Origin of the sequence: Paeniglutamicibacter sp., from assembly GCF_046714615.1 — a bacterium.
Classification (GTDB): domain Bacteria; phylum Actinomycetota; class Actinomycetes; order Actinomycetales; family Micrococcaceae; genus Paeniglutamicibacter.
Window position 1 is genome coordinate 19,721 of record NZ_JBKKAP010000079.1, and the last position, 24,163, is coordinate 43,883.

The following is a 24,163-nucleotide window of genomic DNA, read 5'->3' on the forward strand; positions in this document are numbered from 1 at the left end:
ACTAGTTCAGTACCGCGGGAGCCAGGAAAGCTGGCTGAGAGGGCGCCGATTGCGCCGACCGACAGACGCCACCCGAAACCAGGGCGGCGTGGAACCTGATCCGGCTAATACCGGCGTAGGGAAGGAGACCTCGATGTCGTGCACCGTGCCCGACCCCCTGTCCACCGACATTGCCGTCATCGGAGGCGGCATCATCGGCCTGGGCATAGCCCTGGAAGCCCAACGCGCCGACCATCGCGTCACGCTCATCGACCCCGACCCCGCCACCGGCGCCACCTATGCCGCCGCCGGCATGCTGGCCCCGGTCAGCGAGCTGCACTACCAGGAAGAGGACCTGCTCTCCCTCACCCTGGCCTCTGCCGCACGCTGGCCCGCCTTCGCCGGGAACTTGGCCGCCGAGACCGGCCTGGACACCGGGTTCCGCACCACACCCACGCTGGCACTTGGCGCGGATGCCGCCGACCGTGCGGCCCTGGGCGACCTGCGCGAGGCGCAAACCCGCCAGGGACTACAGGTCACCCGGCTGACCACCCGCGAAGCCAGGGTGCGCGAGCCGTTGCTTTCCCCGCGCATTACCGCCGCCCACCTGATTGAGCAGGACCACCAGGTCGATCCGCGCGCCCTGGCAAACGCCATCATGACGCGCCTTGCGGCCGTGGGAGCCGAACGCGACGGAGTGAAGCCGGAGCAAACCCTGGTCCGCACCCGGGCGACGACCCTGCTGCACGAGGACCCAGCGGATTCCCGCTCCAGGGTCACCGGGGTGCTGCTTGCCGACGGCACCCAGATCCACGCCCGCGAGACAATCCTCGCCAACGGCCTGGGCGCCGCCGGCTTCGGGTCACTGCCCGATTCGTTGGTGCTTCCGCTGCGTCCGGTGCACGGGGACATCCTGCGGCTGCGCGTGCCCGAACACCTGCGCCCGCTGACCACCGTCACGCTGCGCGGGATGGTGCGCGGGCTTCCGGTCTACGTGGTCCCGCGCGAGGACCACACCGTGGTCATTGGCGCGACGGCCCGCGAAGACGGCAACCCCGGGGTCAGCGCCGGGGGAGTTCACCAGCTGCTGCGCGATGCCCAGGTGCTGCTGCCCGCGGTCGCCGAGCTCGAACTGATCGAGACCACCGCGCGCGCCCGCCCCGGAACGCCAGACAATGCGCCGCTGCTGGGGCGCGTGGCCTCGGCAGACGGGCCGGATGTGCCCGGGCTGCTCATCGCCACCGGTTTCTTCCGGCACGGCGTGCTGCTCACACCCATCGCCGCCCATGTCATCGTCGAGCTGATCGCCGGCCGCCGCGACCCGGCGTGGGACCGCTTCCGTCCCGATCGGTTTTCACCTGCACTGCAACCCAAGGAGTATGCATGAGCACCATCCAACTCAACGGCGCCACCCGCCCGCTGGCCGCCGGAACCACCCTGGCCGGTTTGGTCACCGCCGTCACCGGCCGGGAGCTCCTGCCCACCGGCAAGCCCGCGGACGGCGGACGCCTCGGCGTGGCGGTGGCCCGCAACTCCGGGATCGTCCCGCGCAGCCAGTGGTCGGTGACCACGCTTGTGCAACATGACGACATCGAGATCGTCACGGCCGTCCAGGGCGGCTGATCCCCCCAGCACGTCCGCACCACCCCCCTCTTGGAAGAAAGCGAAGGACCATGACGCAAACACTGACCGAGACCGATCCGCTGGTCATCGACGGCATCACCCTGGGCTCCCGGCTCATCATGGGCACCGGCGGCGCCCCGAGCCTGGACGGGCTGGGCGCCGCGCTGGTCGCCTCGGGCACCGAGCTGACCACCGTTGCCATGCGCCGCTACAGCGCGCCCGGCCCCGGGTCCACCGGCGGCACCAACCTCTTTGACCTGCTTCTCGAGAACAACATCCGCGTGCTGCCCAACACCGCCGGGTGCTTCACCGCCCGCGAGGCGCTGATGACCGCCGAGCTGGGCCGCGAGGCCCTGGAGACCGACTGGGTCAAGCTCGAGGTGATTGCCGACGAGCACACGCTGCTTCCCGACGCCGTCGAACTCGTCGAGGCCACCGAGGCCCTGGTGGAGCGCGGTTTCAAGGTCTTCGCCTACACCAACGACGACCCGGTGCTGGCGCTGCGCCTCGAGCAGCTCGGGGCCGCTGCAGTCATGCCGCTGGGCTCCCCGATCGGCACCGGGCTGGGGATCCTGAACCCGCACAACATCGAATTGATCGTCTCCCGGGCCTCGATCCCGGTGATTCTGGATGCCGGCATCGGCACCGCCTCCGATGCGGCGCTGGCCATGGAGCTGGGATGCGACGCGGTGTTGCTGGCCTCGGCGGTGACCCGCGCCCAGGACCCGGTCCGCATGGCACAGGCCTTTAGACATGCGGTCATTGGTGGCAGACTGGCGGCACAAGCAGGGCGCATCCCCAGGCGCACACATGCCCTGGCCTCCTCCGCCATGGAGGGACGCCCGGATCTTTAGAACCGGAACCCGAAGGAGAGAACCATGCCAGCAAAAGATGTTCTGACCATTGAACAAATCCAGGCGAACCTGTTGCAGCTGCCGCAGTGGCGCTACGGACTGGGGGCTCTGCGCACCGCATTGAAGTGCGAGTCCTCGGCCTCGGCGCTGGCGCTTTTCTCCACCATCGGCGCACTGGCCCAGGAAGCCAACCACCACCCGGACATCGATTGGCGTTATGACACGTTGTTCATCACCCTGACCTCGCACGATGCGGGGAGCAGGGTGAGCGCTCGGGATGCGGCGCTGGCCAGGTCGATTTCCGCCGAGGCGCTGAACGCCGGCGCCACGGCGCGGCCGGAACTGCTGCGCGTGGTGGAGATTGCCATCGACACCGACGACGAGGACGCCATCTCGGAGACCTGGCGCACGGCGCTGGGCTACAAGCGGCAGAAGGACGGCAGCCTGGCCGATCCCTTCGGCCGCGGACCGGCCCTGTGGTTCCAAACGACCGCCACGCCCAACGCCAACCGCTTCCACCTGGACATCACGGTGCCGCATAGCGAAAGCTCGTCCATCCTTGACGCGCTGGAGGCCACCGGGGCGGCGCTGGACCCCGACGCAGCTCCCAGGTTCGTGGTGGCCACCGATGCGCAGGGCAACAGGCTTTGCCTCTGCACCGAGGAAGGCCGCGAAATCGACGGCTCTCCCCTGGGCGGTTAATGGATTTATTGATTGAAGACCATCCCCGAAAGGGATTCTCGGGGATGGTCAATTTTATTCTGGTTGCAGGCGACAAATCATTTTTTGTTGTCCCGTTTGTCTTATAAGGCAGGTTTCATTGAGTAGGACGCTCGTCGAAAACAACATTGCATCGTTGCCGCCCCTGGTGGAGCCGGGGCCGCCGCTGCCCGTCGAGGAACTCGAACGCTACTCCCGCCACGCCCTGATGCCGGAGATCGGCCTTACGGGGCAGCGGCGGCTGCGCAATGCCAAGGTGCTGGTCATCGGTGCCGGCGGCCTGGGCTCGCCGGCATTGCTGTATCTGGCCGCGGCCGGCGTGGGAACGTTGGGGATTGTCGACGACGACACCGTGGAGCTGAGCAACCTGCAGCGCCAGGTGATCCACGGGGTAGAAGACATCGGCCGCACCAAGCTGGAGTCGGCCCGGGACTCGATTGCCGCCATCAACCCGGGGGTGGAGGTCGTGCTGCACCCGGTGCGGCTGGATTCCTCCAACGTGCTGGAGATCTTCTGCGGCTACGACGTCATCCTGGACGGGGCCGACAACTTTGCCACGCGCTACCTGGTCAACGATGCAGCGGCATTGTTGGGCAAGCCGTATGTGTGGGGTTCGATCCTGCGATTCGACGGGCAGGTGAGCGTCTTCTGGGCGAAGCACGGCCCGAACTACCGAGACCTCTACCCGGAGCCGCCGGCCCCGGGCACCGTCCCCTCCTGCGCGGAGGGCGGGGTCTTCGGGATGTTGTGCGCCTCGATCGGGGCGATGATGGTCACCGAGGCCGTCAAGCTCATCACCGGCGTCGGCGAAACCCTCCTGGGCAGGCTGATGGTCTTCGACGCGCTCGGCGCGCGATGGCGCGAATTGCGCATCGCCAAGGACCCGGAAGCCTCCCCGATCACCGAGCTCGTTGACTACGAGATCTTCTGCGGACTCGACGCGGCAGGCGATCAGGCTGCCGCGGACGACGTGCTGATTGGAGTCGATGAGCTGGCCGCCCGGCTGGCCAAAAGGGAAGCGGGGGAGGAGGGCTTCATCCTCCTTGATGTGCGAGAACCGGTGGAATTCGAGATCTCACGCATCCCCGGGTCCGTGTTGGTACCTCTCGCCGGGATCCGGGACGGGTCGGCGCTGGATACTATCCCGCGCGGTGTGCCCCTGGTCCTGCACTGCAAGTCGGGGGTTCGCTCCGGGCAGGCGCTGGAATCCCTGCGCGCAGCCGGCCATGACGACGTCGTTCACCTGTTGGGTGGGATCGATGCCTGGCAGAAGAAGAATCTATAGTGAGTCCAGCTCGGATCGCAGCCTCTTTAGGTGACCGGCAATCGTCCGGCGGTGCCCGAGCGTCCAACGTCTTGCCTGCATGTCGAGAACGATGCGGGCCTGGATCTCTCCGACGTCCAGGAGCGCTGCCACTGCGTCGCGGGCCTCGTCGTCGGTTTCCGTCGATTCAATGGCCCGGAAAACTTCCTCGCGCCTGTCAATGGCCTGCACCAGGGATTCAAGGAGTTGAACTTCCGTAAGCGTCTTTTCGCGCCGGTCAGGTTCCATGTCGCCATCTTGCCATGGACCTGTCCCGCCGACGCAGGTCTGGTGACGCTCCGCGGAGCGACACCAGACCTGCGTGGGGACAATTGTCCGCCCTTGGGTGACGTGGATTAGGCCAGCGTTGCCGCGTCGATCACGAAGCGGTAGTGGACGTCCGAGGCAAGCACACGCTCGTAGGCCTTGTTGATGTCTTCGGCCGCGATGACCTCGACCTCGGCCGCGATTTGGTGCTCGGCGCAAAAATCAAGCATTTCCTGGGTCTCGCGGATGCCGCCAATCATCGAGCCCGCAAACGAACGCCGGCCCATGATCAACGAGAAGACATTGACCGGCAGCGGCTCGGCCGGGGCACCGACGTTGACCAGGGTGCCGTCAAGGGTCAGCAGCTGCAGGAAGGCACTGATGTCGATGCCGGCACTGACGGTGTTGATGATCAGGTCGAAGGAGCCGGCCAGCACCTCGAACGTTTCGGGGTTTTCCGTGGCGAAGTAGTTCTCGGCACCGAGCTTCAGGCCGTCTTCCTGCTTCTTGAGCGTCCGCGACAGGACGGTGACCTCGGCGCCCATGGCGTGTGCAATCTTGACTGCCATGTGCCCGAGCCCGCCGAGCCCGATGACAGCAACCTTTTTGCCCGGTCCAGCGCCCCAGTGACGCAGCGGGGAGTACGTGGTGATGCCGGCGCAGAGCAGGGGTGCGGCGACGTCGAGTTCCAGGGCCGCGGGGATGCTCACCACGAAGTCCTCGGTCACCACCACGGCCGTGGCGTAGCCGCCCTGGGTGAGAGTTCCGTCGACGTCCTTGGCACCATAGGTGCCGATGTTGCCTTTCAGGCAGTACTGCTCCTCGCCGGCGAGGCAGTGGATGCATTCGCGGCAGGAATTGACCATGCAGCCAACACCCACGCGGTCGCCAACGGCGTGGCGGGTGACCGATGCGCCGACCTCGGTGACGATTCCGGCGATCTCGTGTCCCGGGACCAGCGGGTACTGCTGTCCTCCCCACTCCCCGCGGACGGTGTGGATGTCCGAGTGGCAGATCCCGGAGTACTTGATGTCGATCAGCACATCGTGCTCCCCGACCTCACGGCGGTTGATGCGGGTGGGGACGAGGTCTTCCGTTGCGGACGGTGCGGCATAGGCATTGACTTCAGGCATGGTTCTCCGTTTGGCGATAGGAAGGTTTTCACTGCGGGACGGATCAGGCGCAGACCCACGCGCACCCGCCGCGTGGCGGCGATGGCGGCATGTTCCCGGTCCGCACCGCTCTTGGTGCGTCGATCCGTCCCAGTCAATCAAACCACCAGGGGAGTCGGCTGAGGGAGGCCCTGTTGGTACACGTATCTTCAGGGCATGCCTCAGCGCTCCCGCGATGGCTATCGTTGTTGCCATCGGCAACAACGACGCAGACAGCCAGTCCAAAGGCGAATTCCTGCTGTCCCGCCGGTCCGGTTCCGAACCAAGACAACCGGTGGTTATCCACGGAAGCGGCGCCCGGACCCGAAGTACGTCACAGACAACTGGAAGCAGGCGCGTCTACAATGTCTTAGGCGCTGGAACACTCACTGCACAAAGCCGGCGGCCCGGGGCGGGCATCCAAGGATGAATGCCGACCCCTGAACAACCCCCTCCAGGAGATCCCCCCAATGCAGCGCACCATGTTCAAGTCCAAGATCCACCGCGCCACCGTCACCCATGCTGACCTGCACTACGTCGGGTCCATCACCATCGACGCCGACCTGCTGGACGCCGCGGACATCCTGCCCGGAGAGCTGGTCTCGATCGTCGATGTCTCCAACGGTGCCCGGCTGGAGACCTACACGATTGCCGGGGAGCGCGGTTCCGGGGTGATCGGCATCAACGGCGCAGCTGCCCACCTGGTCAATGTCGGGGACCTGGTCATCATCATCACCTATGCCTCCATGAGCAATGCCGAGGCCCGCGCCTTCAAGCCCTCCGTGGTGCACGTCGACGGGAACAACGCCATCCTCGCGCTGGGAACCAACCCGGCCGAGGCGCTTGCGGACGGCCTGGAAACCCCGCCGTTCGCCATCTTCGTCGACGCCTGAGAATCCGCCAAGTCGTTCCCGGGCAGGCAAAAGCGGCATGATGGGACCATGGAGAACACTGCCGCCCGCCCCTGGACCAGGAACTACCAGCCGGGCGTCCCGGCCGAGATCGAACTGCCCACCGAATCGCTGAGCGCGATGTTCGAGCGGTCCGTCGCCGAGGCCGGGGAGAGTCCCGCCACCGAGTTCTTCGGCCGGCGCACCAGCTACCGCGAGCTCGGTGAGCAGGTGGAGCGCGCCGCCGAGGGCCTGCGCTTACTCGGGGTCCGCGCCGGGGACCGCGTCGCGCTGATCCTGCCAAACTGCCCCCAGCACGTCATCGCCTTCTACGCGGTGCTGCGCCTGGGCGCTGTGGTCGTTGAGCACAACCCCCTGTACACCTCCCGCGAACTGCGCCACCAATTCGAGGACCACCAGGCCCGCATCGTCATTGCCTGGGACAAGGCAGCCGAATCCGTGCGCCAGTTCCCGAAGGACATGCGCATCGATGCGCTGATCTCAGTGAACCTGCTCGAGGCCTTCCCCGCCGTGAAGCGACTGGCGCTGAACCTGCCGCTGAAGCAGCTGCGGGCATCCAAGGCCGCGCTGACTGCGGCCGCACCGGGGACCACGCCGTGGAAGGAACTGCTCAAGGCCGAGCGGATCGAGGCGTCCCATCCCCGTCCGGGCGTGGAGGACCTGGCGGTCATCCAATACACGTCGGGGACCACCGGCAACCCCAAGGGTGCCATGCTCACCCACTACAACCTGTACTCCAACGCCCTGCAGGGCGAGGCCTGGATGGCCGGGGCGCAGGAACGCAAGGAAATCCTCTACGCGATCCTGCCGATGTTCCACGCCTTCGGCATGACCCTGTACCTGACCTTCGGCGTGAAGAAGCAGGGCCTGCTGGTGCTCTTCCCGAAGTTCGACCCGGACCTGGTCCTGGCGGCGATGAAGAAGTCCCCTGCAACCGTCTACTGCGCGGTCCCGCCGATCTACGAACGCACGGCCATGGCAGCAAAGGAAAAGGGCATCTCGCTGCGCTCGGCCAAGTACTGCATCTCCGGGGCCATGAACCTGCCCGACCACGTGGTCGAGCTCTGGGAGTCGGTCTCCGGCGGCCTGCTGGTGGAGGGCTACGGGATGACCGAGTCCTCCCCGGTGGCCCTGGGCAACCCGTTCCACCCGACCCGCCGCACCGGCACCATTGGCGTGCCGTTCCCCTCGACGCTTATGAAGGTCGTGGACCTGGACGATCCGTCGATCGAGGTGGCGCAGGGGGAGCCCGGCGAGCTGCTGATCAAGGGGCCGCAGGTGTTCGCCGGCTACTGGAACAACCCCGAGGAAACCGCCAAGGCGCTCACCGCTGACGGCTGGCTGCGCACCGGAGACGTGGTGACGGTTGACCCCGAGGGCTTCGCCACGATCGTGGACCGGGCCAAGGAACTGATCATCACCGGCGGCTTCAATGTCTCGCCCACCGAGGTCGAGTCCGTGCTGCGCGCCCACCCCGACGTGCGCGACGCAGCCGCCTTCGGCAAGCCGCTGGAGCGCGGCGGGGAAATGGTGGTTGCCGCGGTGGAACTCGAGCCCGGGACGGAGTTGGACGAGGACGCGTTGCGCGAGCATTGCCGCGGACAGCTGGCCGGCTACAAGGTGCCCAAGCGGATCGTGGCAATCGAGGACCTGCCGCGCTCGATGCTCGGCAAGATCCTGCGCAAGCAGGTCCGTGAGCAGGTCACGCCCGGCTTGTAGGCGGCCGGAAGGCACCCACAACGAAGCCCCGGCGGGCAGCACGGCGTTTTGCCGCGTTGCCCACCGGGGCTTCATGGTTGAATCCGGCTACTTCTTGGCTGTGCCGTCGGCGCCGACCGCGAGGGTCACGACGTCGCCGTAGACGCGGCGTTCGGTCTTCACCAGATTGTAGTCCTCATCCAGGACAGGGAAGAGGTAGACCGGGCTGAGCTTGATCTCGGCCTCGTCGCCCTGTCGCTTGATGTCGATCTGCAGGTGCCCGTAGTGCAGGCCGCCGTCGACGAGCTGCGGGGTCCCGCTTTCGCTGGCGGCCCAGGTTTCGGGCTGGTTGGCCGCGGCGGACCACTGCGAGTGGGTGTTGAAGCGCAACGGCTCGTACTCGCCCGCGTCGTTCTTCACCAGCTGCTCGCCGCGCAGCCCGTCGGAGGCGACGCCGACGTCGTAGGAGTGGAAGCCCTCCCCGTCGCCGTCCTCGTCGACCCAGGAGCGCTCGAACATCTCGTCATGCCCGGAGAGCACCGCGGCAACCCCGTACTGCTCGAAGAGCGGGGAGTAGGCGCGCATCGCGGTCCCGGACTGGTTGTCTGCATGCTCGTGGTTCGGCGGGGTGCCGTGCACGCCGGAAGAGTAGGCGGCGTGGTGGAACTGCACGATGACGATCTGTCCCTGCTCGCGGGCATCGGCCAACTGCTGCTCGGCCCACTTCCACTGCTCGCCGCCGACGCTCATGTTCGGCAGGTCGGAATCCTGCGCGGTCGTGCCCTCGAAGACCTCGGTGTAGGCCTTGTCGTAGTCGGCGTCGGTGAATTCGCCCTGTGTGTCGGTGGAGAGGTTTTCCTCGGTGAGGTTGCTGTCATCGCCGGAGAACGGTGCCCCGGAGAGGGTGCCGGTCTTGGTGTTCTCGTCCGGTTCGCCGTTGGTCGAGTCCAGGGTCAGCACGGTCACGGGACCGTGGTCGGTGCGGTAGTAGGAGCCCTGGGCCGCCGCGTTGGCGGCGTCCCCGTCGTTGTCGAAGTAGGAGAGGTACTTGTTCCGCGAAATAACCGCGGGTGACTGGTCGGCGGGCGTGCCGTAGCCGCCGTTGATCGCTGCGTAGGTTTCCCAGTTGCCGAGCGCCGTCACCAGCGGGACGTTCGAGGCCAGGTCGCCGTGCTCGCCGGCAAAGTAACCGAAGAACTCGTCCCAGGCCGGCTGGTAGCCGGCGCCCTGGACCAGGTCACCGGCGATGAGCATCAGGTCGGGGTCGGCGGCCTCGATGGCTGCCATGTTCTCTCGCATCGCGGTGTCCTGGCTGAGCGGGTAGCGCAGCGTGAAGTCGCCGTAGCGGGTGGTGGAACCGAACGTCTGCGCCCAGGCGGAGTCGGCACCGGGGCGCTGCTCGGAATCGGCGGTGTAGCCGTTGGCCGGGTTCAGTTCCCATTCGCGGTGCTCGGTGCGGCCCATGGGTTCGGTCTCCGAGTCGGAGAACGCGATCAGCCGCAGGTCCTCCCAGGAATCGGCGTCCGGGGCCGTGGCGAACGTGCCCTTGTGGAGCTGGCCGCCCTGGTCGACCGTGTAGCCGTAGTCCTTGCCGGTCTTCAGCCCCTCGACAGTGAGCGTGTGCTTGTAGTTGGTGTTGGCCTTGAGCCAGGAGCCCTTCACCAGACCGCTGATGCTCTGGTCCAGTTCCTTCTGCGTGTATTCCATCAGCGGCAGGTACTCGGGGACCGACTGAAGCACACGCTGGTTGCCGGCTCCGCGGCCCTTGCCGTTGCCGATGCCCGGACCGGTGACGGTCAGGGTGCCCGGGTCGCCGGTCTCGCTGATCCAGCTGATGGTCATGGAGTCCGACTTCGGGTTCTGCAGGTACGGCAGGACACGGAAACCGGGCTGGGCGGCGCGGGTGCCGACCGTGGTGTTGGAAGGTTCGGGAGTGGCGCTTGCAGGTGCGGTCAGCAAAGGAGTGGCCAGAACAGCGAGGGCCAAAGCGGCGGACAGGGACTTCTTCATTCGTTGCCTTACGGTGCGGTGGTGTGATGGCGCGGCGGGGGAGCGGTGCGCGTCCCCCATCCTCCCCGAGCCACGCCAACCGACGGTGGCGCACGGGTAAACGGACGGTGACCGGGCGGAGCCGTTGACCGGCCTCACGCTGCTGTCGGCGTCCAGTGCTTCCTGGCCGAGGCGGTGCATCGGCGGCGGGAAACCCGCAGCCGGTGACCTCTCCGTCGCGCAACCCTTGCGGCTTGGCCGGGTGCGGGCTTAGGTTTGGGGAATCGATGGCCGTTTTCTTGGGGGAGAAGCCTTGGATCATTACCAGTATCTGGAAGTCGGGCGCGCCTCGTCGCCCAACCAAATCAACGCCGCCGCCAGGATGGCGATTTGGCGGAACCGCGGCGATGCAGCGGAAACCGAGCGGATCATGGCCGCCTGGTACATCGTGGGGGACACGGATCGGCGGTTCGACTACGATTTCTGGCTGTTGACCGACCCTCCGCCCGGTGAACAATACCCGTCGGTGGAGCGAAGGGCCGCCGCGGAACTGGTTCCCGAGGCCGAGCCACCCCGGGCCGCCGCGGATGCCGTCAAGCAGCGCCGGGTACTTGGGCCGCCGGCGCCCGATCGCGTGTTCGGCCCGCCCTTTGCGTCAGCCGAGGCGGAGCCGGCCATGTCCGTCATGCCCGCCGGGGACAGAACCCAGTCGGCCACGGCAGCTGCAACGCGCATCGGTGCAGAGCCACCCCCGTCGCCGCCAACGACACCGCCGGATGCATCTCCGGCAGCCCAGTGGCCATTCGACCCGGAGCAGCTGTCCTGGTGGCATGAGGCCATGGGACGCCAGGAGAGCGTCGGGCCAGGCCACAACGGGCTGCGCCTGCTGGTGAAGATCGGCATCATTGCCATGGTGCTGGGGCCGATGATCAACCCGGTGATCTTGGCGCCATCGGTTGCCACGGTGCTGCCCATCGTGCTGTCTGCGCTGGCCTTGATTCTGCTTGGGCGCCTCTGGCCGCGGGCGGCTTCGCGCCGGGCGGTCAACCAGCGGGTGTTTGGCATTGGCGGCGGCGCATTGTCCGAAGGCCGGAGCCGGTTCAGCAAGGAAAACGTGGCCAAGGGCGTGGCTGGCGAGCGGCGGACCGCCCTGGCCCTCGAGGCGCTGTTGCGCATCCCGGGAACCCGGATCTTCCACGGGCTGCGGTTTCCCGGCAGCACGGTGGCGGACATCGACCACGCGGTGGTCAACGGCGACCGCGTGCTATTCATTGACAGTAAGTTCTGGAAGCCGGGGGAATACCGGTGGCTGGATGCGGACAAGCTCGGTTACGTCCGCGGCCGGCGCGTCGACCGGCGCGACATCCACATGGACCACGTTCAGCGGCACCCCTTAACGTCCAAGGCCGCTGCCGAGGTCGGCTGCCACGTGTTGATCCATCCCAATGCCGAAGGGGCCATCACGTTCACGCCGGGTGGGCACATTTCCCCGACGGGCATTCCGGCAACAGATATCCAAGACGGCATGGAAATGATCGGTCGTTGGCTGCTGCAGTGCCCGAAATCCGGATTCGTCGACCGCTACGTGATGGCGCGGATGATCGCGATGCTCAAGTAGCGGCGCTTGCGAACGATTCACTGACCCGTGGTGCGGCGGATGTGGACAAGGGAACCGCCGAATAAGGTGGTTCCCTTGTCGAATAGCGTGCCGCTACGGGCCGGAGTGTCCGCACTCGCCGTCGAGCTTGTGTCCGAACCAAGCGGGGCTGCTGAAATCGGTGAATCCGTCGGAGGTGACGATGAGCGACCTCAGGTCGCTTTTGGTTGAGTGGTGGCCGTATCCGGGCGTAACGCCGGGAACCTCTGCCACGTCGCCGAGCGGGTGATGCGCGTTGGCGGTGGCGTTGGCGCAGTCGACCGACTCAACGATCGGGTGGATGGTCGCCGAAGCGGCCGGCATGAAGGCGAAGGTTGCCATGGCGAGCACGGCACCAGCAGCCAACGAACTTCTCATGATTCCCATGGGTGTGTTTCCTGTGCGAGTAGGGTGGGCCGCGGGACCGCGTCCCACCCTTAGTAAGCGCCCCGGCCGGACAATTCACAAGATTTGTTGTAGAGCTTCTTGGACCCAAATCGGCATGCCCCGGCGTCAAGGACCCGAGGTACATTTAGGGCTTCCGGGCCTTGGCCCTGACGGCAGTCATTTGAAGGCCGGCAGTAAACCTCGACCACGCCAGCTCCCCGGAATGCAGGAACCCTGAAGCCCCGGTCTACCCCGTGCGGTGCGGCCGTCAAGGGCGCCGGAACCACCGGCCGCGACGTGAATTTCGCCCTTGCCTTCCGGTGCGGAATCGGGACCGAAGGGTCCATGCCCGCGGCGGTGCTGCAAGGCCGGACACCGCTGCGCGGCATCCGGCCCCACCATCTAGCTACTCGGCGATGGCGTGCGTGAGCACCTGCGAATGGTCGGCAAAGCGGACTGTCAATTCCGATTCGTCGCCGGTGACAGTGGTGCTCGAGCTGCCGTCAACGATCGCCCAGGGGCCACCGGGGCAGGTGTTCAGGTTTTGGCCGTCGGTTTCCGACACGGAGGTCGATCCCTCGGCCAGCCCTGTGAGCAGGAACCCCGTGACCTTGTCCTGTGGATTGGTGCGTGCGTCGTGCACGAGCCCGCCGGTGGTGTTGGCCGTGACAGTGTGCCAGCGGTCCTGGGTCTTCTGGTTCTTTGAGTTGAAGCAGGACCAGGTAGTGGTTGACGTCGATTCCGCAGTCAGCGCGAATGACACTCCGCCGTGGTTGGCCTGCAGGTCGCGGTCGTTCCAGCCGAACGCGTCCTGCACGTCGCCCTTGCCCACGAACCCGGTTCCGGTGGACGCATCCACCGACCAGTCAGCCGATGCCGGTGTGGTTGCAAACAGGACCGCAGCCGCGATTCCGGACATGGCAAATAGAGCCATCGATTTCTTCATGATTTCCCCCATGATTCAGTTGTTTCCCCAAAAACACGGCCTTAAAAAGGGCGCTGGCATGGACGTTAGCAGATGCTTGTTGACCCTGTAAAGAGTCCGTGCAACCCGCGAGGAAAATGGCCGCAGCGGCGCCCTGCCCCGGGGCAGACAGCGGCCCGGATCGCGACTAGGCTGGGCCGCAAACACCGGCAACCCGACGCGCAGCGCGCCGCACGAGCAGGAGGACCACTGCCATGGGATACACGCACAGCATCACCGTTTCGCTGGATTGGGAGGAAGCAGTGGCCCGCACCAGAGAGGCCCTGGGACGCCAGGGCTTCGGGGTGCTCACCGAGATCGACGTGCGTGCCGTCCTGACGGCGAAGATCAGCCAGGAATCGGCCGACCGGATCGGCGATTACCTGATATTGGGGGCCTGCAACCCGCATCTGGCCAATCGGGGACTGCTCACCGAGCCCGAGCTCGGTGCGTTGTTGCCGTGCAACGTGGTGGTCCGCCGGGCATTGGGTGCGACCGAAACCACTATAGAAACCATCGACGCGCAGGTCCTGGCCCGGATCAGCGGAAACCCGGCCATACGCGAGGTCGCCGCTGACGCGGACACCCGGTTGAAGGCGGCGCTGGACCAGCTGCGCGGCGCCTGAAGGGCGGCGTTGCCGTCGGCTCATACTGGCCATTGAATGCCGACACCGCGGGATCTACCCTGTAGGTGTCGCACGAGAGGGAGTACGCCATGAAGCGCTTGTTGGCCGTGGTTGCGGTCTTGGCATTGGCCACGTTCGGCGCCGGTCCAGCGGTTGCGGCCCCGAACATCTACCATGTGATTTCCTCCAGTAATGGGAGTGCATATGTTGCAGTCCCGGACGGCTGTGAATTGACGGAGGTGTTCCTCTCGTCGAGCGTGGCCATGTATGCGGCGCAGCCGGGCCCGGTCAACAAGCAGGGGCTGACCTCCGTCTTCGTGCGCGTCACCGACACCTGCGTGCCAGTGGCCGCGGCCGCCGGTGGCGGCGGGGACGTCCTGTTCGAGGCCCAGGCCATGAACATGGCCAAAATGGTGGCCGACCCGAGGCTGCGCAAGGCTTCGGTGTCCACCGCGATGGAGGGCACGGACGCCGACGGCAACCCGGTCACCGTGGAACTTGACGCCACCTGGACCGGAACCGGGGAGCTTGAACACACCACACTCAGCGACGCGACCCATTTCCCGGAGGGCAACGTAGTGGCTGTCGACAACAACCTGCGCCGCGCCGCGGTCGCCGAGGTCAGTGTGAAGGTCGCCGGACGTTCGGTGTCGGGAACCGATCCGGAGGCCACCCTGGAACTGGTCAAGGCCAATTGCGTGGAGGTGGCCCGGCGCGGGGTTGAGGAGTTCTTCCCGTGCTTCGGCTTCCCGGGCTGATCTCCGGCCGCGTGCGCTGACGGGGAGCGGAGTGTTCGCCCCCCGCCAGCGCAAGGTCACGTGGGCGTCCTGGACGCGACGGCCGGCCGACCATGTTTGCCATCGGAGGCTAGAGCTGGGGCACGCAGGCCCCGGTGCCCAGCAGGGCAAGCCCGGCCCGGTCCCCGTCCGCCAACGACGGCCGGTCATTCCTGCCGCCGTACATCAGCTGGCTCGGGTCATCGACATGGTCGAGCCCCAGGACATGTCCGAGCTCGTGGATGACGACCGAGCGGAGCAGCTCGGCACCTCCGGGATAACCCAGGATCGGGGCCAGGCCCGGGGCATCGAGCATCACTTGTCCGGCAACGTAGACGAAGGGGTGCCCGGGAGTGTGGGCGTAGTCGCTTCCACCCAGGCCGCCCACGTCCCCCGCCAAGCCGGGTGTTTCCGCGGGGTCGGACCAGGTGAGAAGGACCGGAGCCCAGCGTTTGCCGTAGCGCTCGGGCTGGTAGGTGTCCCGTTCCTTGCTTGGCCCCTCGGCGGTTGGACCGTCGTAGACGAATCGCAAGCCGCTGGCGGCGGAAATCTCGGCAACCGCCTGGTGGATCAGGATCTCGCCGCCGACCGGGGAGTTATCCGGGCGGATCACGTAATGGATGGGGCGGCAGGGGTCGTAGGCGACGAATTCCTGTTTGGGATCGGGGGACTCCTGCAGGCGAAAGGATCCGGAGCCGGTCCCCGCCGGCGGCCTGCCCAAGGGATCCGCGGCCGCCTCGACGCCGCGCGGCGGCACATTGGATCCGGGAACCAAGGGATTAAGCGCGGGCATGATGTGACGATCAAGGATCACCGGACTGTAATAGAGCCCGACCAGCAGTGCGATGACCAGCAAGAGGTTCCATGTGCGGCGCGCCCCGCGCCCGCGCCGGGATTTCCGAAGGCCGGACGGCCTGGGGGGAGGACCGGGGCGGGAACCGAACACCAGGGCCTCGGCACGGCGTACATCCTCGTCAAGTACCCATTGCGGGACCCTTCCGCTGGGCGAACGCCGCGGCCGCTCACTCCGGTTCCCGAATCCGGGTTCCTGGTTCCACTGGTTCTCGTGCGGCATTTTCCCCCCAAGGTTTGTGCCTGTGCGGGGCTCCCCAGCCCCCCACAACCCAGCATAGGCCGAAGGCGCGGCAATTTGGGGCCGGAAGCTTCTTCCCGTTCCCGACTTGATGGTTCCCATGTCGCGAGCGTCGCTTCCCGGCGTGCGGAAAACCGCAAGCCTGACGCGTTCGCTTTCACCGCGTCGGTGCCTCCGGTGGCCACTCTGTGGAAGAGCCCGACCTTGTTGAGCGGAATTGCCGCGGGGAAGCGCGTTGGGGAACGGTGGATAAGTCGCGGACAACTCAAGACCTCATGGTGAAGCATTTGAATGATCAAGTGTGTTTCTACTCACATCCATGCCGGGAATCGCGAGCTCCGCTGCGCGGTTATCTTTGATTGACGCATCAAGCACACCCCCCAAAAACACACAGGAGACTCCCTCTTATGGCAACCACAGTTCTTACCCTCGTCGGTTCCCTGCGCAACGGTTCCACCAACCAGCAGCTGGCCGAGGCCACTGTCGCGAATGCCCCCGAGGGCGTCGAGGTGAACCTCTACTCCGGCATCGAGGACATCCCGTTCTACAACGAAGACATCGACGTCGTGGGCCAGGTTCCGGCCGCCGCCGCCGCCCTGCGTGAGGCAGCCGGCCAGGCCGACGCCCTGCTGCTGGTCTCCCCGGAATACAACGGCACCATGCCGGCCGTACTGAAGAACGCCATCGACTGGCTTTCCCGCCCGTTCGGCGAGGGCGCGCTCACCGGCAAGCCGGCCGCCGTCATCGGCACTGCCTACGGCCAGTTCGGCGGCGTGTGGGCCCAAGACGAGGCCCGCAAGGCAGTTGGCATCGCCGGCGCCACCGTGCTGGAAGACGTCAAGCTCTCCATCCCGGGTTCGCTGGTCCGCTTCGCCGAGACCCACCCGAAGGACGACGCAGAGGTTGTCGGCCAGGTCGCAGCCGTGCTCGAAGGCATCCGCGCCGCCGCCGAGAGCAACTAGTCCCGAAATCCCGCTGACCCGTCCGGGTCGATGAACACACCCGTGGCCGGCGCCTTTCCCTAGGTGCCGGCCACAGGTGTCTGTGGCGGCGGTGCGCTGATGAAGCGTATGCCCGGCGCCCGGCGCCCGGGGCCGGGTACCGGGGTTGGTTTTCCGTGCCCGTAATGGATCGTTGCGGGAACGCGTGCCTGGCTAGTATTGGCACATGAACGACGTGATGACGCTGCGCTTCCTTGCGGCACCGACCGATGTTTCCGAAGACGGGGTCACGGTCCAGGCCGGACGGGTGCTCGAATGGATCGACAAGGCCGGGTACGCCTGCGCCGTCGGCTATTCCGGAGGGTATTGCGTCACCGCCTACGTCGGGAACGTCCACTTCACCCGTCCCATCGAAAACGGCGACCTGATCGAGGTCACCGCCCGGATCGTGCACACCGGGCGCAGCAGCATGCAGGTGGTGGTCACTGTTGACGCAGCCGACGTGCGCGAACGTATCTTCAGGCCCGCCATGGACTGCATCCTGGTCTTCGTGGCGATGGACGAGGACCGCCGCGCCAAGGCAGTCCCGCCTTGGGAGCCGGCCGATGCCGCGGCGGCCCAGCTGGCCCAGGGGGCCGCCGACCGCGTTGCCGCGCGTGCCGAGATCCGCGACGCCATGCGGGCCCAGGAATACACGGATGCGGGCACCGCGCCGCGGGAGCGATTCCGGTTCCTGGCCTCGCCCGGCGACGTGAACTGGGGCGGGAATGCGCACGGCGGGATCGTCATGCGCTGGATCGACGAGGTCGCACGCGCCTGCGCCATGGGCTGGTGCGGCAAGGATGCGGTGGCCGTTTACTCCGGCGGCATCCACTTCATGAACCCGATCCACATCGGCGACATCGTGGAACTCGAGGCCCGGTTGATCCACACCGGCCCGCACTCCATGCACATTGCGGTGCATGTGCGGGCGCGGGACCCGCGCGAAACCCAGTGGCGCGGCACGACCCAGTGCATGACCATCTTCGTCACCCGCGACGATTCCGGTCACGCCTCCGAGGTGCGGCAGCTGGTGCTCGCCAGCGAGGAAGACCGACGGCTGGACGCGCACGCCCTTGACCTGGTGCGCCGGCGGGCGGCGCTGGCCCCACTGCGTTTCGCCGAGGCCCGGGTGTACTGAGGCAGCCGCAAGGCAATACGCGGCAGGTTGCAGCACCCCCCCGTTGAGGGATTTCATTCCCTGCGCGACTGAAGCGTGGCGACTTCCACGGTGTCCAGCCTCGGGTGCAGGTGGTCCCCGTCCCGAACGACCCCGGTGAGCCAGCTGAACTCCAGGCCCTCGCCGGTGTCCTCGAGGATGGCCAGGTTGTTGTCGAACCAAGGGCCCTTGATGCCGTTCCAGCGAAACGGCGGGTTTGGCACGTGCGCAGTCCGCGCCATCCAGGCACCGAACGGGACCGCGGGCCCAAAGGCCAAGGCTGCGGCAAAGTAGCGCAGGAACCGGGGTAGCGGGTTGCGGATTGGCGAACAGACCGCCTGCAGGATCCTGCTCCCGTTCTTGCGCGCGACTTCGGAGACGTAGGAGAAGTGCACGTCGCCGGAGAGAAACGTGACGGTCTGCGGGGCGGGTCCGCGCTTGCCGTCGGCGACCTCGGTGGCCAAACGGGCCACATCCTGGAAGCTGCGCTGGAACGCCGCCCAATGTTCAAGGTCCACTGCCCTGCGCAATCGTTCGCCGAGCCACGCCCGGGGTCGTCCGCGTTTCCCGGAGGAGAGGACTTCATCCCAGGATTCCACGTGGTGCAGGCCCATGGGCAGCAGGAACGGCAGGGACGTGCCGATCAGCAAGTGGCGGAAGCCGCCGCGCATCCGCTCGTCGAGCCACGCGAGTTCCGCCGGGTCGAGCAGGGCTCGCTGCCCGGGTTCGAGCTTGCGGGCGGCCCGGGAGTCCACCACGATCAGGCGCACCGCATCCCAGTCGCGGCAGTAGCTCCACCTGTAGCTTTCCGGTGCGGCATCGACGCGCCCGGCGAACTCGTCCAGGTCCGCGGTCAGATCCAGCTCGCCGGGACCTTCGTGGGCCAGGATGCGCCGCCACAACGGATCCGCCGCCCGTTCCTTGGGCGCGAGGTTGCCAAGATGCTGATAGATCCAGTAGGAACCGAGACCGGAAACAATGCGTTCGTGCCACCAGTTGGTCTTCTGCATGTCACGTTTCCAGCTTATGGAGGAGTTCCAGTCGTCACGGATGTCGTGGTCGTCGAAGATCATGGCGCTGGACAGGGTTGAGAGAAGCCAGCGGTTGGCAGGGTCCGACCAGGCCAACCGATACAGGTGGGCGTATTCCTCGTAGTCCTTCAGCTCGGCCCCGGGTTCTTCCTTGATGTTACGGCGCTTGCGGATGAACGCCTGCATTTCCGAGCTGGTGGAGTCGGCGTAAACCTGGTCGCCGAGGAAAAGCACCAAATCGGGCCAGGAACCGTGCCCGGGGGCGGCCATGGACAGGGCATAGGCGCGCATCGCGTCGACCCCGTGCGTGCGGTTGCCGGATTCGTCGTGCGGAACACTCGTGCGGCAGGACCCGAAGGCCAACCGTGGTTTCCTGGAGGGGTCGAGGGTGGCGATCATCGAGTCAGGGAAGCCGTCCTCGAGCGGCCAGGCGGGAACCCCGTCCAGGTACACGGCGTAGGGACGAACGCTTCCGGCCGTCAATCCCGACACCTCGACCAGGGCGTAGTGGTGGCCGTGGGCGGCAAATGTCGCGGCCCGCCAGGCGTCCGGGCCGGAACGGACCTCGACGGTGCAGGCCGTTGCCGTTTCGACCCAGATGCTGGCGGAGGTGTCGTCCACATGGCGGAGCATCGGCCCGAGCAGCAGGCCCTGGGCGGTTTCCGGACCGGAGCCGGCGGGTGTGGTTCCAGTGCTCATCGGATCTCCCCTGGTGGTGCCGATCAATCAAGAATGGCACACCGGAATCTTTCGGCATAGACCGGTTTCCGGTGGAAGTCGGATCCGGCCCGTTTTCCGGCACTCGATCGACTGGGGTACTGCCTCAGTTCCGAAGTGCGGTCAAAACGCCCGATTCGAGTGCGCTGCCGGGGCATCAAAGGCCTGATCGGTGAAGTTGCCATCGGGCAGGGGGTGTGCGATCTTGGAGAAGACCCTATACAGGGGATCCGGACGATGGGTGCCGTACCCGGTGTGCGACAAGACGGCCCTTGAGGAGACTGCCATGTCCTGGCTCGTTCTTATTGTTTCCGGTGTTCTCGAGGCCGTTTGGGCCACGGCCCTGGGAAAGTCCGAAGGCTTTAGCCGTCTGGCGCCGTCCATCGTTTTTGTTGTGGGCCTTATTGCCAGCATGCTTGGTCTGGCATACGCGATGAAGGAACTTCCGCTTGGTACCGCATATGCCGTGTGGGTCGGAATCGGTGCGACCCTAACTGTCATCTATGCGATGGCCACGGGTAGCGAATCCGTTTCGCTGCTGAAAGTTCTCTTCCTCATCATGATTGTCGGCGGCGTCGTGGGGCTCAAGTCCCTTCACTAACAGGCCGCCTGCCCGGATTTGGGTTCCCTGAGCCGTTGGGGTGCGTCCTGCTTGCGGATTGCCGTGCGGACCACCGGTTGGGGATCCTTGCATGTGAGGGTTCCGGGCGGCAGGCTGCGCCGCAAACGTCGCAAGGTGCGACTGGCCGGCACCTTGTCCCGGACACCGATGCGCTTCGCCGCGGCCCGGGCAATGCATAGTATGGGCTGATGAGCCTCTCCGCATACCTGCAGACCCGCCGACGGTTCATCGCCGCCGCTCCACATGACGTCTTCGAGCTGCTGACGAATCCTGCGATGCACCCGGTCATCGACGGCTCCGGAACGGTGCGGGCCTCAAGCAGCCAGGCACAGAGGCTCACCTTGGGCAGCGAATTTGGCATGCAGATGCGCCTGGGCGTGCCCTACCGCATCAGCAACACCGTGGTCGAATTCGAGCAGGACCGGTCGATTGCGTGGAGGCATTTCAGCGGACACCGCTGGCGCTACGAACTTGAACCCGAGGGGTCCGGGACAATGGTCAGCGAAACCTGGGATGCCAGCCGGTTGCGGCACAAATGGATGCTTCGGCTCCTGGGCTTCACCCGGACCACCGGGCCGAACATGGAACGGACCCTCGAGCGGCTCGCCGCGCAATTCCCCGACCGCGCAGAGTAGACCCTACGGAGGGCAAAACACCGTGCGGCAGCGTGCATCACGCACCGCCGGGCGTGGGGCACTAGGCTGAAAGCCATGAGCCAACCACCCGTCCCGGGCCCGTCGAAACCGCGGCTCGCCCCGATGCGCATCACCGTGCCGAGCCGCAGCGACGCCTTCTTGCGCAAGTTCACCGAGGTCATTGGCGGGCCGCTGGGCAGGCACACCAGCCCCGGGCGGATAACCCCCGGCTTCTTCACCATCGAGCGCGTACTGGTCGTCTTCACGGTGATCGGGGCGTTGCTGGCGGTTCTTGCGAAGAATGCCTGCCGACTCAACGGCTGGGGCGGGACCAACCCCTACGCGTGGGCCTGTTATTCGGACTGGACAGCGCTTTTCCATGCCCGCGGCTTCGCCGAGAACGCGTTCGCGCCCTTCGCCTCCGGTGCAGAATTCGAGTACCCGGTGCTGATGTCGGTGGTTGCCTCGCTGACCGCGGCGCTGATCCCGAAAGGTGAATTCGACCGGGCACTTGCATTCTTCGACCTGAACTTCTTCCTGGTGGCTGTCCTGTGGCTGGTGGTGGTTGTGGCCACCGCGCGGACCGCCGGGCGCCGGCCCTGGGACGCGGCCATGGTGGCGCTGGCCCCGGGGATGATCCTGGCCTCCTCGATCAACTGGGACATGTGGGCCGTGGCGTTCCTGGCCCTGGCCATGCTCGCCTGGTCGCGGCAGAGCATCTTCCTGGCCGGAGTGCTCATCGGCCTGGGCACCGCGATGAAGGTCTTCCCGTTGCTCTTCTTCGGCGCCGTGATCGTGCTGGCCATCCGCAGCGGCCGATACAAGCCGCTCATCGTCTCCCTGGCCGGGGCGGCACTGTCCTGGCTAACGGTGAATCTGCCGCTGGCGATGACGAATTTCGACGCATGGAAGCACTTCTTCACCTTCACGGAGGACCGCGGGGCGGGGCTGTCCTCCTTCTGGCACATCTTCAACGTCACCGCCGCGGTCGTGCCGAAGATGGAGGCGCTGGATGCCGCCACCATCAACGCCCTGGCCCTGGGGCTCTTCGTGGCCAGCTGCGCTGCCATCGCCTACTGGGGCCTGCGCGCGCCGGTGGCCCCGCGGCTGAGCCAGCTGGTGTTCCTCATCGTCGCCTCCTTCATCATGTTCAACAAGGTCTACTCCCCGCAATTCGTGGTGTGGCTGATCCCGCTCGCGGCGCTGGCCTGGCCGAAGTGGAAGGACTTCCTGCTCTGGCAGCTCTTCGAGGTGCTGCACTTCTGGGCGATCTGGATGTACCTCTACGCCACGACCGCCGACATCCAGCCCTCCAACACGTTCCCCACCTCCTTCTATGTGTTCGCCGTGCTGGGGCACATGGTCGCCACCGGGTACCTGATGTTCCGGGTGGTCCAGTCGATGTACGACCCCGAGCTGGACCCGGTGCGCCGGGTGGGCCAGTCCGATCCGCAGGCCGGCGCGTTTGCCGGGGCGAAAGACAAGTTCGTTTTGGGGGCAAGGCATGGCGCATGACGTCGCGGTGATCGGTGCAGGTCCCAACGGATTGGCAGCCGCCCTCACGATGGCCCGGGCGGGGCTGTCGGTGCGGCTCATCGAGCGCAACGACACCGTGGGCGGTGCAGCGCGGACCAAGGAGCTTGGGTACGCCGGCGCCATCCACGACCTGGGCTCGGCGGTGCACCCGATGGCATTGCTCTCCCCGTTCTTCCAGGAGATCGGCCTGCGGGACCGCGTTGACTTCGTGGTTCCGGAGATCTCCTTCGCCCACCCCTTGGCCGACGGGCGGGCCGGCATCGCCTGGCGGGACCTGGAACGGACCGTCCAGGCGCTGGGCGCCGACGGCCCCGGCTACCGCAGGATCCTTGGACCCGTCGTCGAGCGAATGGCAGCGACTTCGGATCTGCTGCTGCATCCGCTGCTGCGCTTCCCGCGGCAACTCGGTGCACTCACGGTCTTCGGGCTGCGCGCGGCCCAACTCATGGTGCCGGGCCTGGGCACCGGGGAGCTCGCGGCGGCGATGATTGCCGGGTGCGCCGCACACGCCGCGGGAGGTGGACGGGGACCCGCCGCAACGGGGGCCGGACTCTTCCTTGGTGCAGCCGCCCACTCCGGCGGCTGGCCGATTCCCGTCGGCGGCTCCCAGGCCATTTCCGACGCGCTGGCCGACCTCTTCACCGAGGCCGGCGGCAACATCGAGCTGGGTGCCGAGGTCACCGACCTGGCCCAGATCCCGGAAAAGACAGTCCTCTTCGACACCTCGCCGGAGGCCCTGGCCGCCATTGCGGACCGGGCCTTGCCGCAAAAGTACAAGGGCATCCTCACCGGCACGCGCCGGGCCCCCGGTTCCTGCCTCATCCACTATGTGCTGGGTGCGCCGGTGCCGTGGCGCAACCGGCAGCTTGCCGACGCCGGCACCATCCACCTGGGCGGCACCGCCGCGCAGATCGGGCGGGAGGAACGCCGGGTGCGCACCGATGTCTCGAATGCGCCCTACGCGATCGTTTCCCAGCCCAGCCGCTTCGATCCCAGCCGGGCGCCCGAGGGCAAGCACGTGCTCTGGGCCTATTGCCACGTGCCCAACGGAAACCCCGCCGACTTGACGGCCGTCATGAGCCGCCAGCTGGAGGCAGTGGCCCCGGGCTTCACCGACACCATCGAATACAGCCAGGCCGTCACCGCGCCGGGATTGGCCGCCCAGAACCCCAACCTGGTCGGAGGGGACCTCTCGGGCGGGGTGACCGACATGCGCGGCATGCTTGTCCGCCCCACGCTGTCCACCGATCCGTGGCGGACCCCGACGAAGGGAATCTACCTGGCCTCCAGCTCAACCCCGCCAGGTCCCTCCGTGCATGGAATGAGTGGCCACCTGGCCGCACAAAGCGCCCTGCGCCACGAGTTCGGGATTCATCAGTAGGCGCCAGGTGTTCCGCGGAGCGAAAGTATAGAAAATTTCCTATACGGACGTACACATCCACATACTTCCGTAGCTCCGGCCATTTCCTGAGGGAGACGAAGCATGGACTCAACCATTTGGTGGAG

23 protein-coding genes and 2 riboswitches are annotated in these 24,163 nt (G+C 66.5%); of the genes, 16 read left to right on the forward strand and 7 right to left on the reverse strand.

The annotated features are described in order from the left end of the window. Positions 1-5 precede the first annotated feature (5 nt). A riboswitch (TPP riboswitch) is annotated at positions 6-139 on the forward strand. The 5 genes from thiO (at position 134) to moeB (ending at position 4,461) form a co-directional block, all read left to right on the forward strand. Further along, positions 134-1,366, forward strand: coding sequence for a glycine oxidase ThiO (gene thiO, locus ACLQ7E_RS08915; RefSeq protein WP_411732229.1), 1,233 nt, complete (start codon positions 134-136; stop codon positions 1,364-1,366). Its footprint overlaps the riboswitch before it by 6 nt. Then, entirely contained in the window at positions 1,363-1,602 is a 240-nt protein-coding gene (gene thiS, locus ACLQ7E_RS08920) for a sulfur carrier protein ThiS (protein ID WP_411732230.1), read from the forward strand. Before thiO ends, thiS begins: the two co-directional genes overlap by 4 nt. 50 nt (positions 1,603-1,652) lie before the next feature. Next, on the forward strand, positions 1,653-2,456 hold the full coding sequence (locus tag ACLQ7E_RS08925; protein WP_411732231.1) for a thiazole synthase: 804 nt from the start codon (positions 1,653-1,655) through the stop codon (positions 2,454-2,456). A gap of 24 nt (positions 2,457-2,480) precedes the next feature. After that, the gene (locus ACLQ7E_RS08930; protein WP_411732232.1) at positions 2,481-3,158 is read left to right on the forward strand and encodes a 4a-hydroxytetrahydrobiopterin dehydratase; all 678 of its coding nucleotides are present in this window, start codon (positions 2,481-2,483) and stop codon (positions 3,156-3,158) included. Positions 3,159-3,276: 118 nt separating this feature from the next. Further along, positions 3,277-4,461, forward strand: a complete 1,185-nt coding sequence (gene moeB / locus ACLQ7E_RS08935) for a molybdopterin-synthase adenylyltransferase MoeB (protein WP_411732233.1) — start codon at positions 3,277-3,279, stop codon at positions 4,459-4,461. On the opposite strand, the gene ACLQ7E_RS08940 is transcribed toward moeB, so the two are convergent. Beyond that, positions 4,456-4,728, reverse strand: coding sequence for a DNA gyrase subunit A (locus tag ACLQ7E_RS08940; RefSeq protein ID WP_411732234.1), 273 nt, complete (start codon positions 4,726-4,728; stop codon positions 4,456-4,458). The genes moeB and ACLQ7E_RS08940 overlap by 6 nt on opposite strands. Before the next feature lie 107 nt (positions 4,729-4,835). Then, the gene (locus ACLQ7E_RS08945) at positions 4,836-5,879 is read right to left on the reverse strand and encodes an NAD(P)-dependent alcohol dehydrogenase (RefSeq protein ID WP_411732235.1); all 1,044 of its coding nucleotides are present in this window, start codon (positions 5,877-5,879) and stop codon (positions 4,836-4,838) included. A gap of 488 nt (positions 5,880-6,367) precedes the next feature. On the opposite strand from ACLQ7E_RS08945, the gene panD reads away from it, so the two are divergent. Together panD and ACLQ7E_RS08955 are read left to right on the forward strand one after the other, a co-directional pair. Continuing rightward, complete coding sequence (gene panD, locus ACLQ7E_RS08950; protein WP_411732236.1) at positions 6,368-6,790, forward strand: aspartate 1-decarboxylase; 423 nt, start codon at positions 6,368-6,370, stop codon at positions 6,788-6,790. A 48-nt stretch (positions 6,791-6,838) separates the two neighbouring features. Beyond that, positions 6,839-8,527, forward strand: coding sequence for a long-chain-fatty-acid--CoA ligase (locus ACLQ7E_RS08955; RefSeq protein ID WP_411732237.1), 1,689 nt, complete (start codon positions 6,839-6,841; stop codon positions 8,525-8,527). Between the two features lie 87 nt (positions 8,528-8,614). On the opposite strand, the gene ACLQ7E_RS08960 is transcribed toward ACLQ7E_RS08955, so the two are convergent. Then, the gene (locus ACLQ7E_RS08960) at positions 8,615-10,516 is read right to left on the reverse strand and encodes a metallophosphoesterase family protein (protein ID WP_411732238.1); all 1,902 of its coding nucleotides are present in this window, start codon (positions 10,514-10,516) and stop codon (positions 8,615-8,617) included. 292 nt (positions 10,517-10,808) lie between these two features. Here ACLQ7E_RS08960 and ACLQ7E_RS08965 point away from each other — a divergent pair, with 292 nt between their 5' ends. Next, complete coding sequence (locus ACLQ7E_RS08965) at positions 10,809-12,113, forward strand: NERD domain-containing protein (RefSeq protein WP_411732239.1); 1,305 nt, start codon at positions 10,809-10,811, stop codon at positions 12,111-12,113. Between the two features lie 93 nt (positions 12,114-12,206). On the opposite strand, the gene ACLQ7E_RS08970 is transcribed toward ACLQ7E_RS08965, so the two are convergent. Then, complete coding sequence (locus tag ACLQ7E_RS08970; RefSeq protein WP_411732240.1) at positions 12,207-12,518, reverse strand: hypothetical protein; 312 nt, start codon at positions 12,516-12,518, stop codon at positions 12,207-12,209. Positions 12,519-12,924: 406 nt separating this feature from the next. Continuing rightward, positions 12,925-13,464, reverse strand: a complete 540-nt coding sequence (locus ACLQ7E_RS08975) for a hypothetical protein (protein WP_411732241.1) — start codon at positions 13,462-13,464, stop codon at positions 12,925-12,927. Between the two features lie 233 nt (positions 13,465-13,697). Here ACLQ7E_RS08975 and ACLQ7E_RS08980 point away from each other — a divergent pair, with 233 nt between their 5' ends. Next, a complete protein-coding gene (locus ACLQ7E_RS08980) occupies positions 13,698-14,108 on the forward strand; it encodes a DUF302 domain-containing protein (RefSeq protein ID WP_411732242.1) in 411 nt (136 codons plus the stop codon). An 89-nt stretch (positions 14,109-14,197) separates the two neighbouring features. Beyond that, entirely contained in the window at positions 14,198-14,866 is a 669-nt protein-coding gene (locus ACLQ7E_RS08985) for a hypothetical protein (protein WP_411732243.1), read from the forward strand. 109 nt (positions 14,867-14,975) lie between these two features. Here ACLQ7E_RS08985 and ACLQ7E_RS08990 read toward each other — a convergent pair whose 3' ends face one another. After that, the gene (locus ACLQ7E_RS08990) at positions 14,976-15,740 is read right to left on the reverse strand and encodes a matrixin family metalloprotease (RefSeq protein WP_411732244.1); all 765 of its coding nucleotides are present in this window, start codon (positions 15,738-15,740) and stop codon (positions 14,976-14,978) included. A gap of 644 nt (positions 15,741-16,384) precedes the next feature. Here ACLQ7E_RS08990 and ACLQ7E_RS08995 point away from each other — a divergent pair. Both ACLQ7E_RS08995 and ACLQ7E_RS09000 read left to right on the forward strand, forming a co-directional pair. Then, the gene (locus ACLQ7E_RS08995) at positions 16,385-16,939 is read left to right on the forward strand and encodes an NAD(P)H-dependent oxidoreductase (RefSeq protein ID WP_411732245.1); all 555 of its coding nucleotides are present in this window, start codon (positions 16,385-16,387) and stop codon (positions 16,937-16,939) included. Positions 16,940-17,144: 205 nt separating this feature from the next. After that, positions 17,145-18,098, forward strand: a complete 954-nt coding sequence (locus ACLQ7E_RS09000) for an acyl-CoA thioesterase (RefSeq protein WP_411732246.1) — start codon at positions 17,145-17,147, stop codon at positions 18,096-18,098. A gap of 53 nt (positions 18,099-18,151) precedes the next feature. Here the strand turns inward: ACLQ7E_RS09000 and ACLQ7E_RS09005 are convergent, their stop codons facing one another. Then, positions 18,152-19,846, reverse strand: a complete 1,695-nt coding sequence (locus tag ACLQ7E_RS09005) for an alkaline phosphatase D family protein (RefSeq protein ID WP_411732247.1) — start codon at positions 19,844-19,846, stop codon at positions 18,152-18,154. A 228-nt stretch (positions 19,847-20,074) separates the two neighbouring features. Further along, positions 20,075-20,139: riboswitch (guanidine-III (ykkC-III) riboswitch) on the forward strand. A gap of 11 nt (positions 20,140-20,150) precedes the next feature. Here ACLQ7E_RS09005 and ACLQ7E_RS09010 point away from each other — a divergent pair. The 4 genes from ACLQ7E_RS09010 to ACLQ7E_RS09025 all read left to right on the forward strand — a co-directional run bounded on the left by ACLQ7E_RS09010 (position 20,151) and on the right by ACLQ7E_RS09025 (position 24,038). Further along, entirely contained in the window at positions 20,151-20,465 is a 315-nt protein-coding gene (locus ACLQ7E_RS09010; protein ID WP_411732248.1) for a DMT family transporter, read from the forward strand. A 209-nt stretch (positions 20,466-20,674) separates the two neighbouring features. Continuing rightward, positions 20,675-21,121, forward strand: a complete 447-nt coding sequence (locus tag ACLQ7E_RS09015; RefSeq protein WP_411732249.1) for an SRPBCC family protein — start codon at positions 20,675-20,677, stop codon at positions 21,119-21,121. 75 nt (positions 21,122-21,196) lie between these two features. After that, a complete protein-coding gene (locus ACLQ7E_RS09020; RefSeq protein ID WP_411732250.1) occupies positions 21,197-22,636 on the forward strand; it encodes a glycosyltransferase family 87 protein in 1,440 nt (479 codons plus the stop codon). Next, positions 22,626-24,038 carry a phytoene desaturase family protein gene (locus ACLQ7E_RS09025; protein ID WP_411732251.1) on the forward strand — a complete coding sequence of 471 codons (1,413 nt, stop codon included), beginning with the start codon at positions 22,626-22,628 and terminating at the stop codon, positions 24,036-24,038. The genes ACLQ7E_RS09020 and ACLQ7E_RS09025 overlap by 11 nt, the downstream gene beginning before the upstream one ends. Positions 24,039-24,163: the final 125 nt, after the last annotated feature.

What these genes read in the sequence shown, in the direction of transcription:
- thiO (WP_411732229.1), top strand. Translation starts at nt 134, where the DNA reads ATGTCGTGCACCGTGCCCGACCCCCTGTCCACCGACATTGCCGTCATC.
- thiS (WP_411732230.1), top strand. Translation starts at nt 1,363, where the DNA reads ATGAGCACCATCCAACTCAACGGCGCCACCCGCCCGCTGGCCGCCGGA.
- ACLQ7E_RS08925 (WP_411732231.1), top strand. Translation starts at nt 1,653, where the DNA reads ATGACGCAAACACTGACCGAGACCGATCCGCTGGTCATCGACGGCATC.
- ACLQ7E_RS08930 (WP_411732232.1), top strand. Translation starts at nt 2,481, where the DNA reads ATGCCAGCAAAAGATGTTCTGACCATTGAACAAATCCAGGCGAACCTG.
- ACLQ7E_RS08940 (WP_411732234.1), bottom strand. Translation starts at nt 4,728, where the DNA reads ATGGAACCTGACCGGCGCGAAAAGACGCTTACGGAAGTTCAACTCCTT.
- ACLQ7E_RS08945 (WP_411732235.1), bottom strand. Translation starts at nt 5,879, where the DNA reads ATGCCTGAAGTCAATGCCTATGCCGCACCGTCCGCAACGGAAGACCTC.
- panD (WP_411732236.1), top strand. Translation starts at nt 6,368, where the DNA reads ATGCAGCGCACCATGTTCAAGTCCAAGATCCACCGCGCCACCGTCACC.
- ACLQ7E_RS08955 (WP_411732237.1), top strand. Translation starts at nt 6,839, where the DNA reads ATGGAGAACACTGCCGCCCGCCCCTGGACCAGGAACTACCAGCCGGGC.
- ACLQ7E_RS08960 (WP_411732238.1), bottom strand. Translation starts at nt 10,516, where the DNA reads ATGAAGAAGTCCCTGTCCGCCGCTTTGGCCCTCGCTGTTCTGGCCACT.
- ACLQ7E_RS08970 (WP_411732240.1), bottom strand. Translation starts at nt 12,518, where the DNA reads ATGGGAATCATGAGAAGTTCGTTGGCTGCTGGTGCCGTGCTCGCCATG.
- ACLQ7E_RS08975 (WP_411732241.1), bottom strand. Translation starts at nt 13,464, where the DNA reads ATGAAGAAATCGATGGCTCTATTTGCCATGTCCGGAATCGCGGCTGCG.
- ACLQ7E_RS08980 (WP_411732242.1), top strand. Translation starts at nt 13,698, where the DNA reads ATGGGATACACGCACAGCATCACCGTTTCGCTGGATTGGGAGGAAGCA.
- ACLQ7E_RS08985 (WP_411732243.1), top strand. Translation starts at nt 14,198, where the DNA reads ATGAAGCGCTTGTTGGCCGTGGTTGCGGTCTTGGCATTGGCCACGTTC.
- ACLQ7E_RS08995 (WP_411732245.1), top strand. Translation starts at nt 16,385, where the DNA reads ATGGCAACCACAGTTCTTACCCTCGTCGGTTCCCTGCGCAACGGTTCC.
- ACLQ7E_RS09000 (WP_411732246.1), top strand. Translation starts at nt 17,145, where the DNA reads ATGAACGACGTGATGACGCTGCGCTTCCTTGCGGCACCGACCGATGTT.
- ACLQ7E_RS09005 (WP_411732247.1), bottom strand. Translation starts at nt 19,846, where the DNA reads ATGAGCACTGGAACCACACCCGCCGGCTCCGGTCCGGAAACCGCCCAG.
- ACLQ7E_RS09010 (WP_411732248.1), top strand. Translation starts at nt 20,151, where the DNA reads ATGTCCTGGCTCGTTCTTATTGTTTCCGGTGTTCTCGAGGCCGTTTGG.
- ACLQ7E_RS09015 (WP_411732249.1), top strand. Translation starts at nt 20,675, where the DNA reads ATGAGCCTCTCCGCATACCTGCAGACCCGCCGACGGTTCATCGCCGCC.
- ACLQ7E_RS09020 (WP_411732250.1), top strand. Translation starts at nt 21,197, where the DNA reads ATGAGCCAACCACCCGTCCCGGGCCCGTCGAAACCGCGGCTCGCCCCG.
- ACLQ7E_RS09025 (WP_411732251.1), top strand. Translation starts at nt 22,626, where the DNA reads ATGGCGCATGACGTCGCGGTGATCGGTGCAGGTCCCAACGGATTGGCA.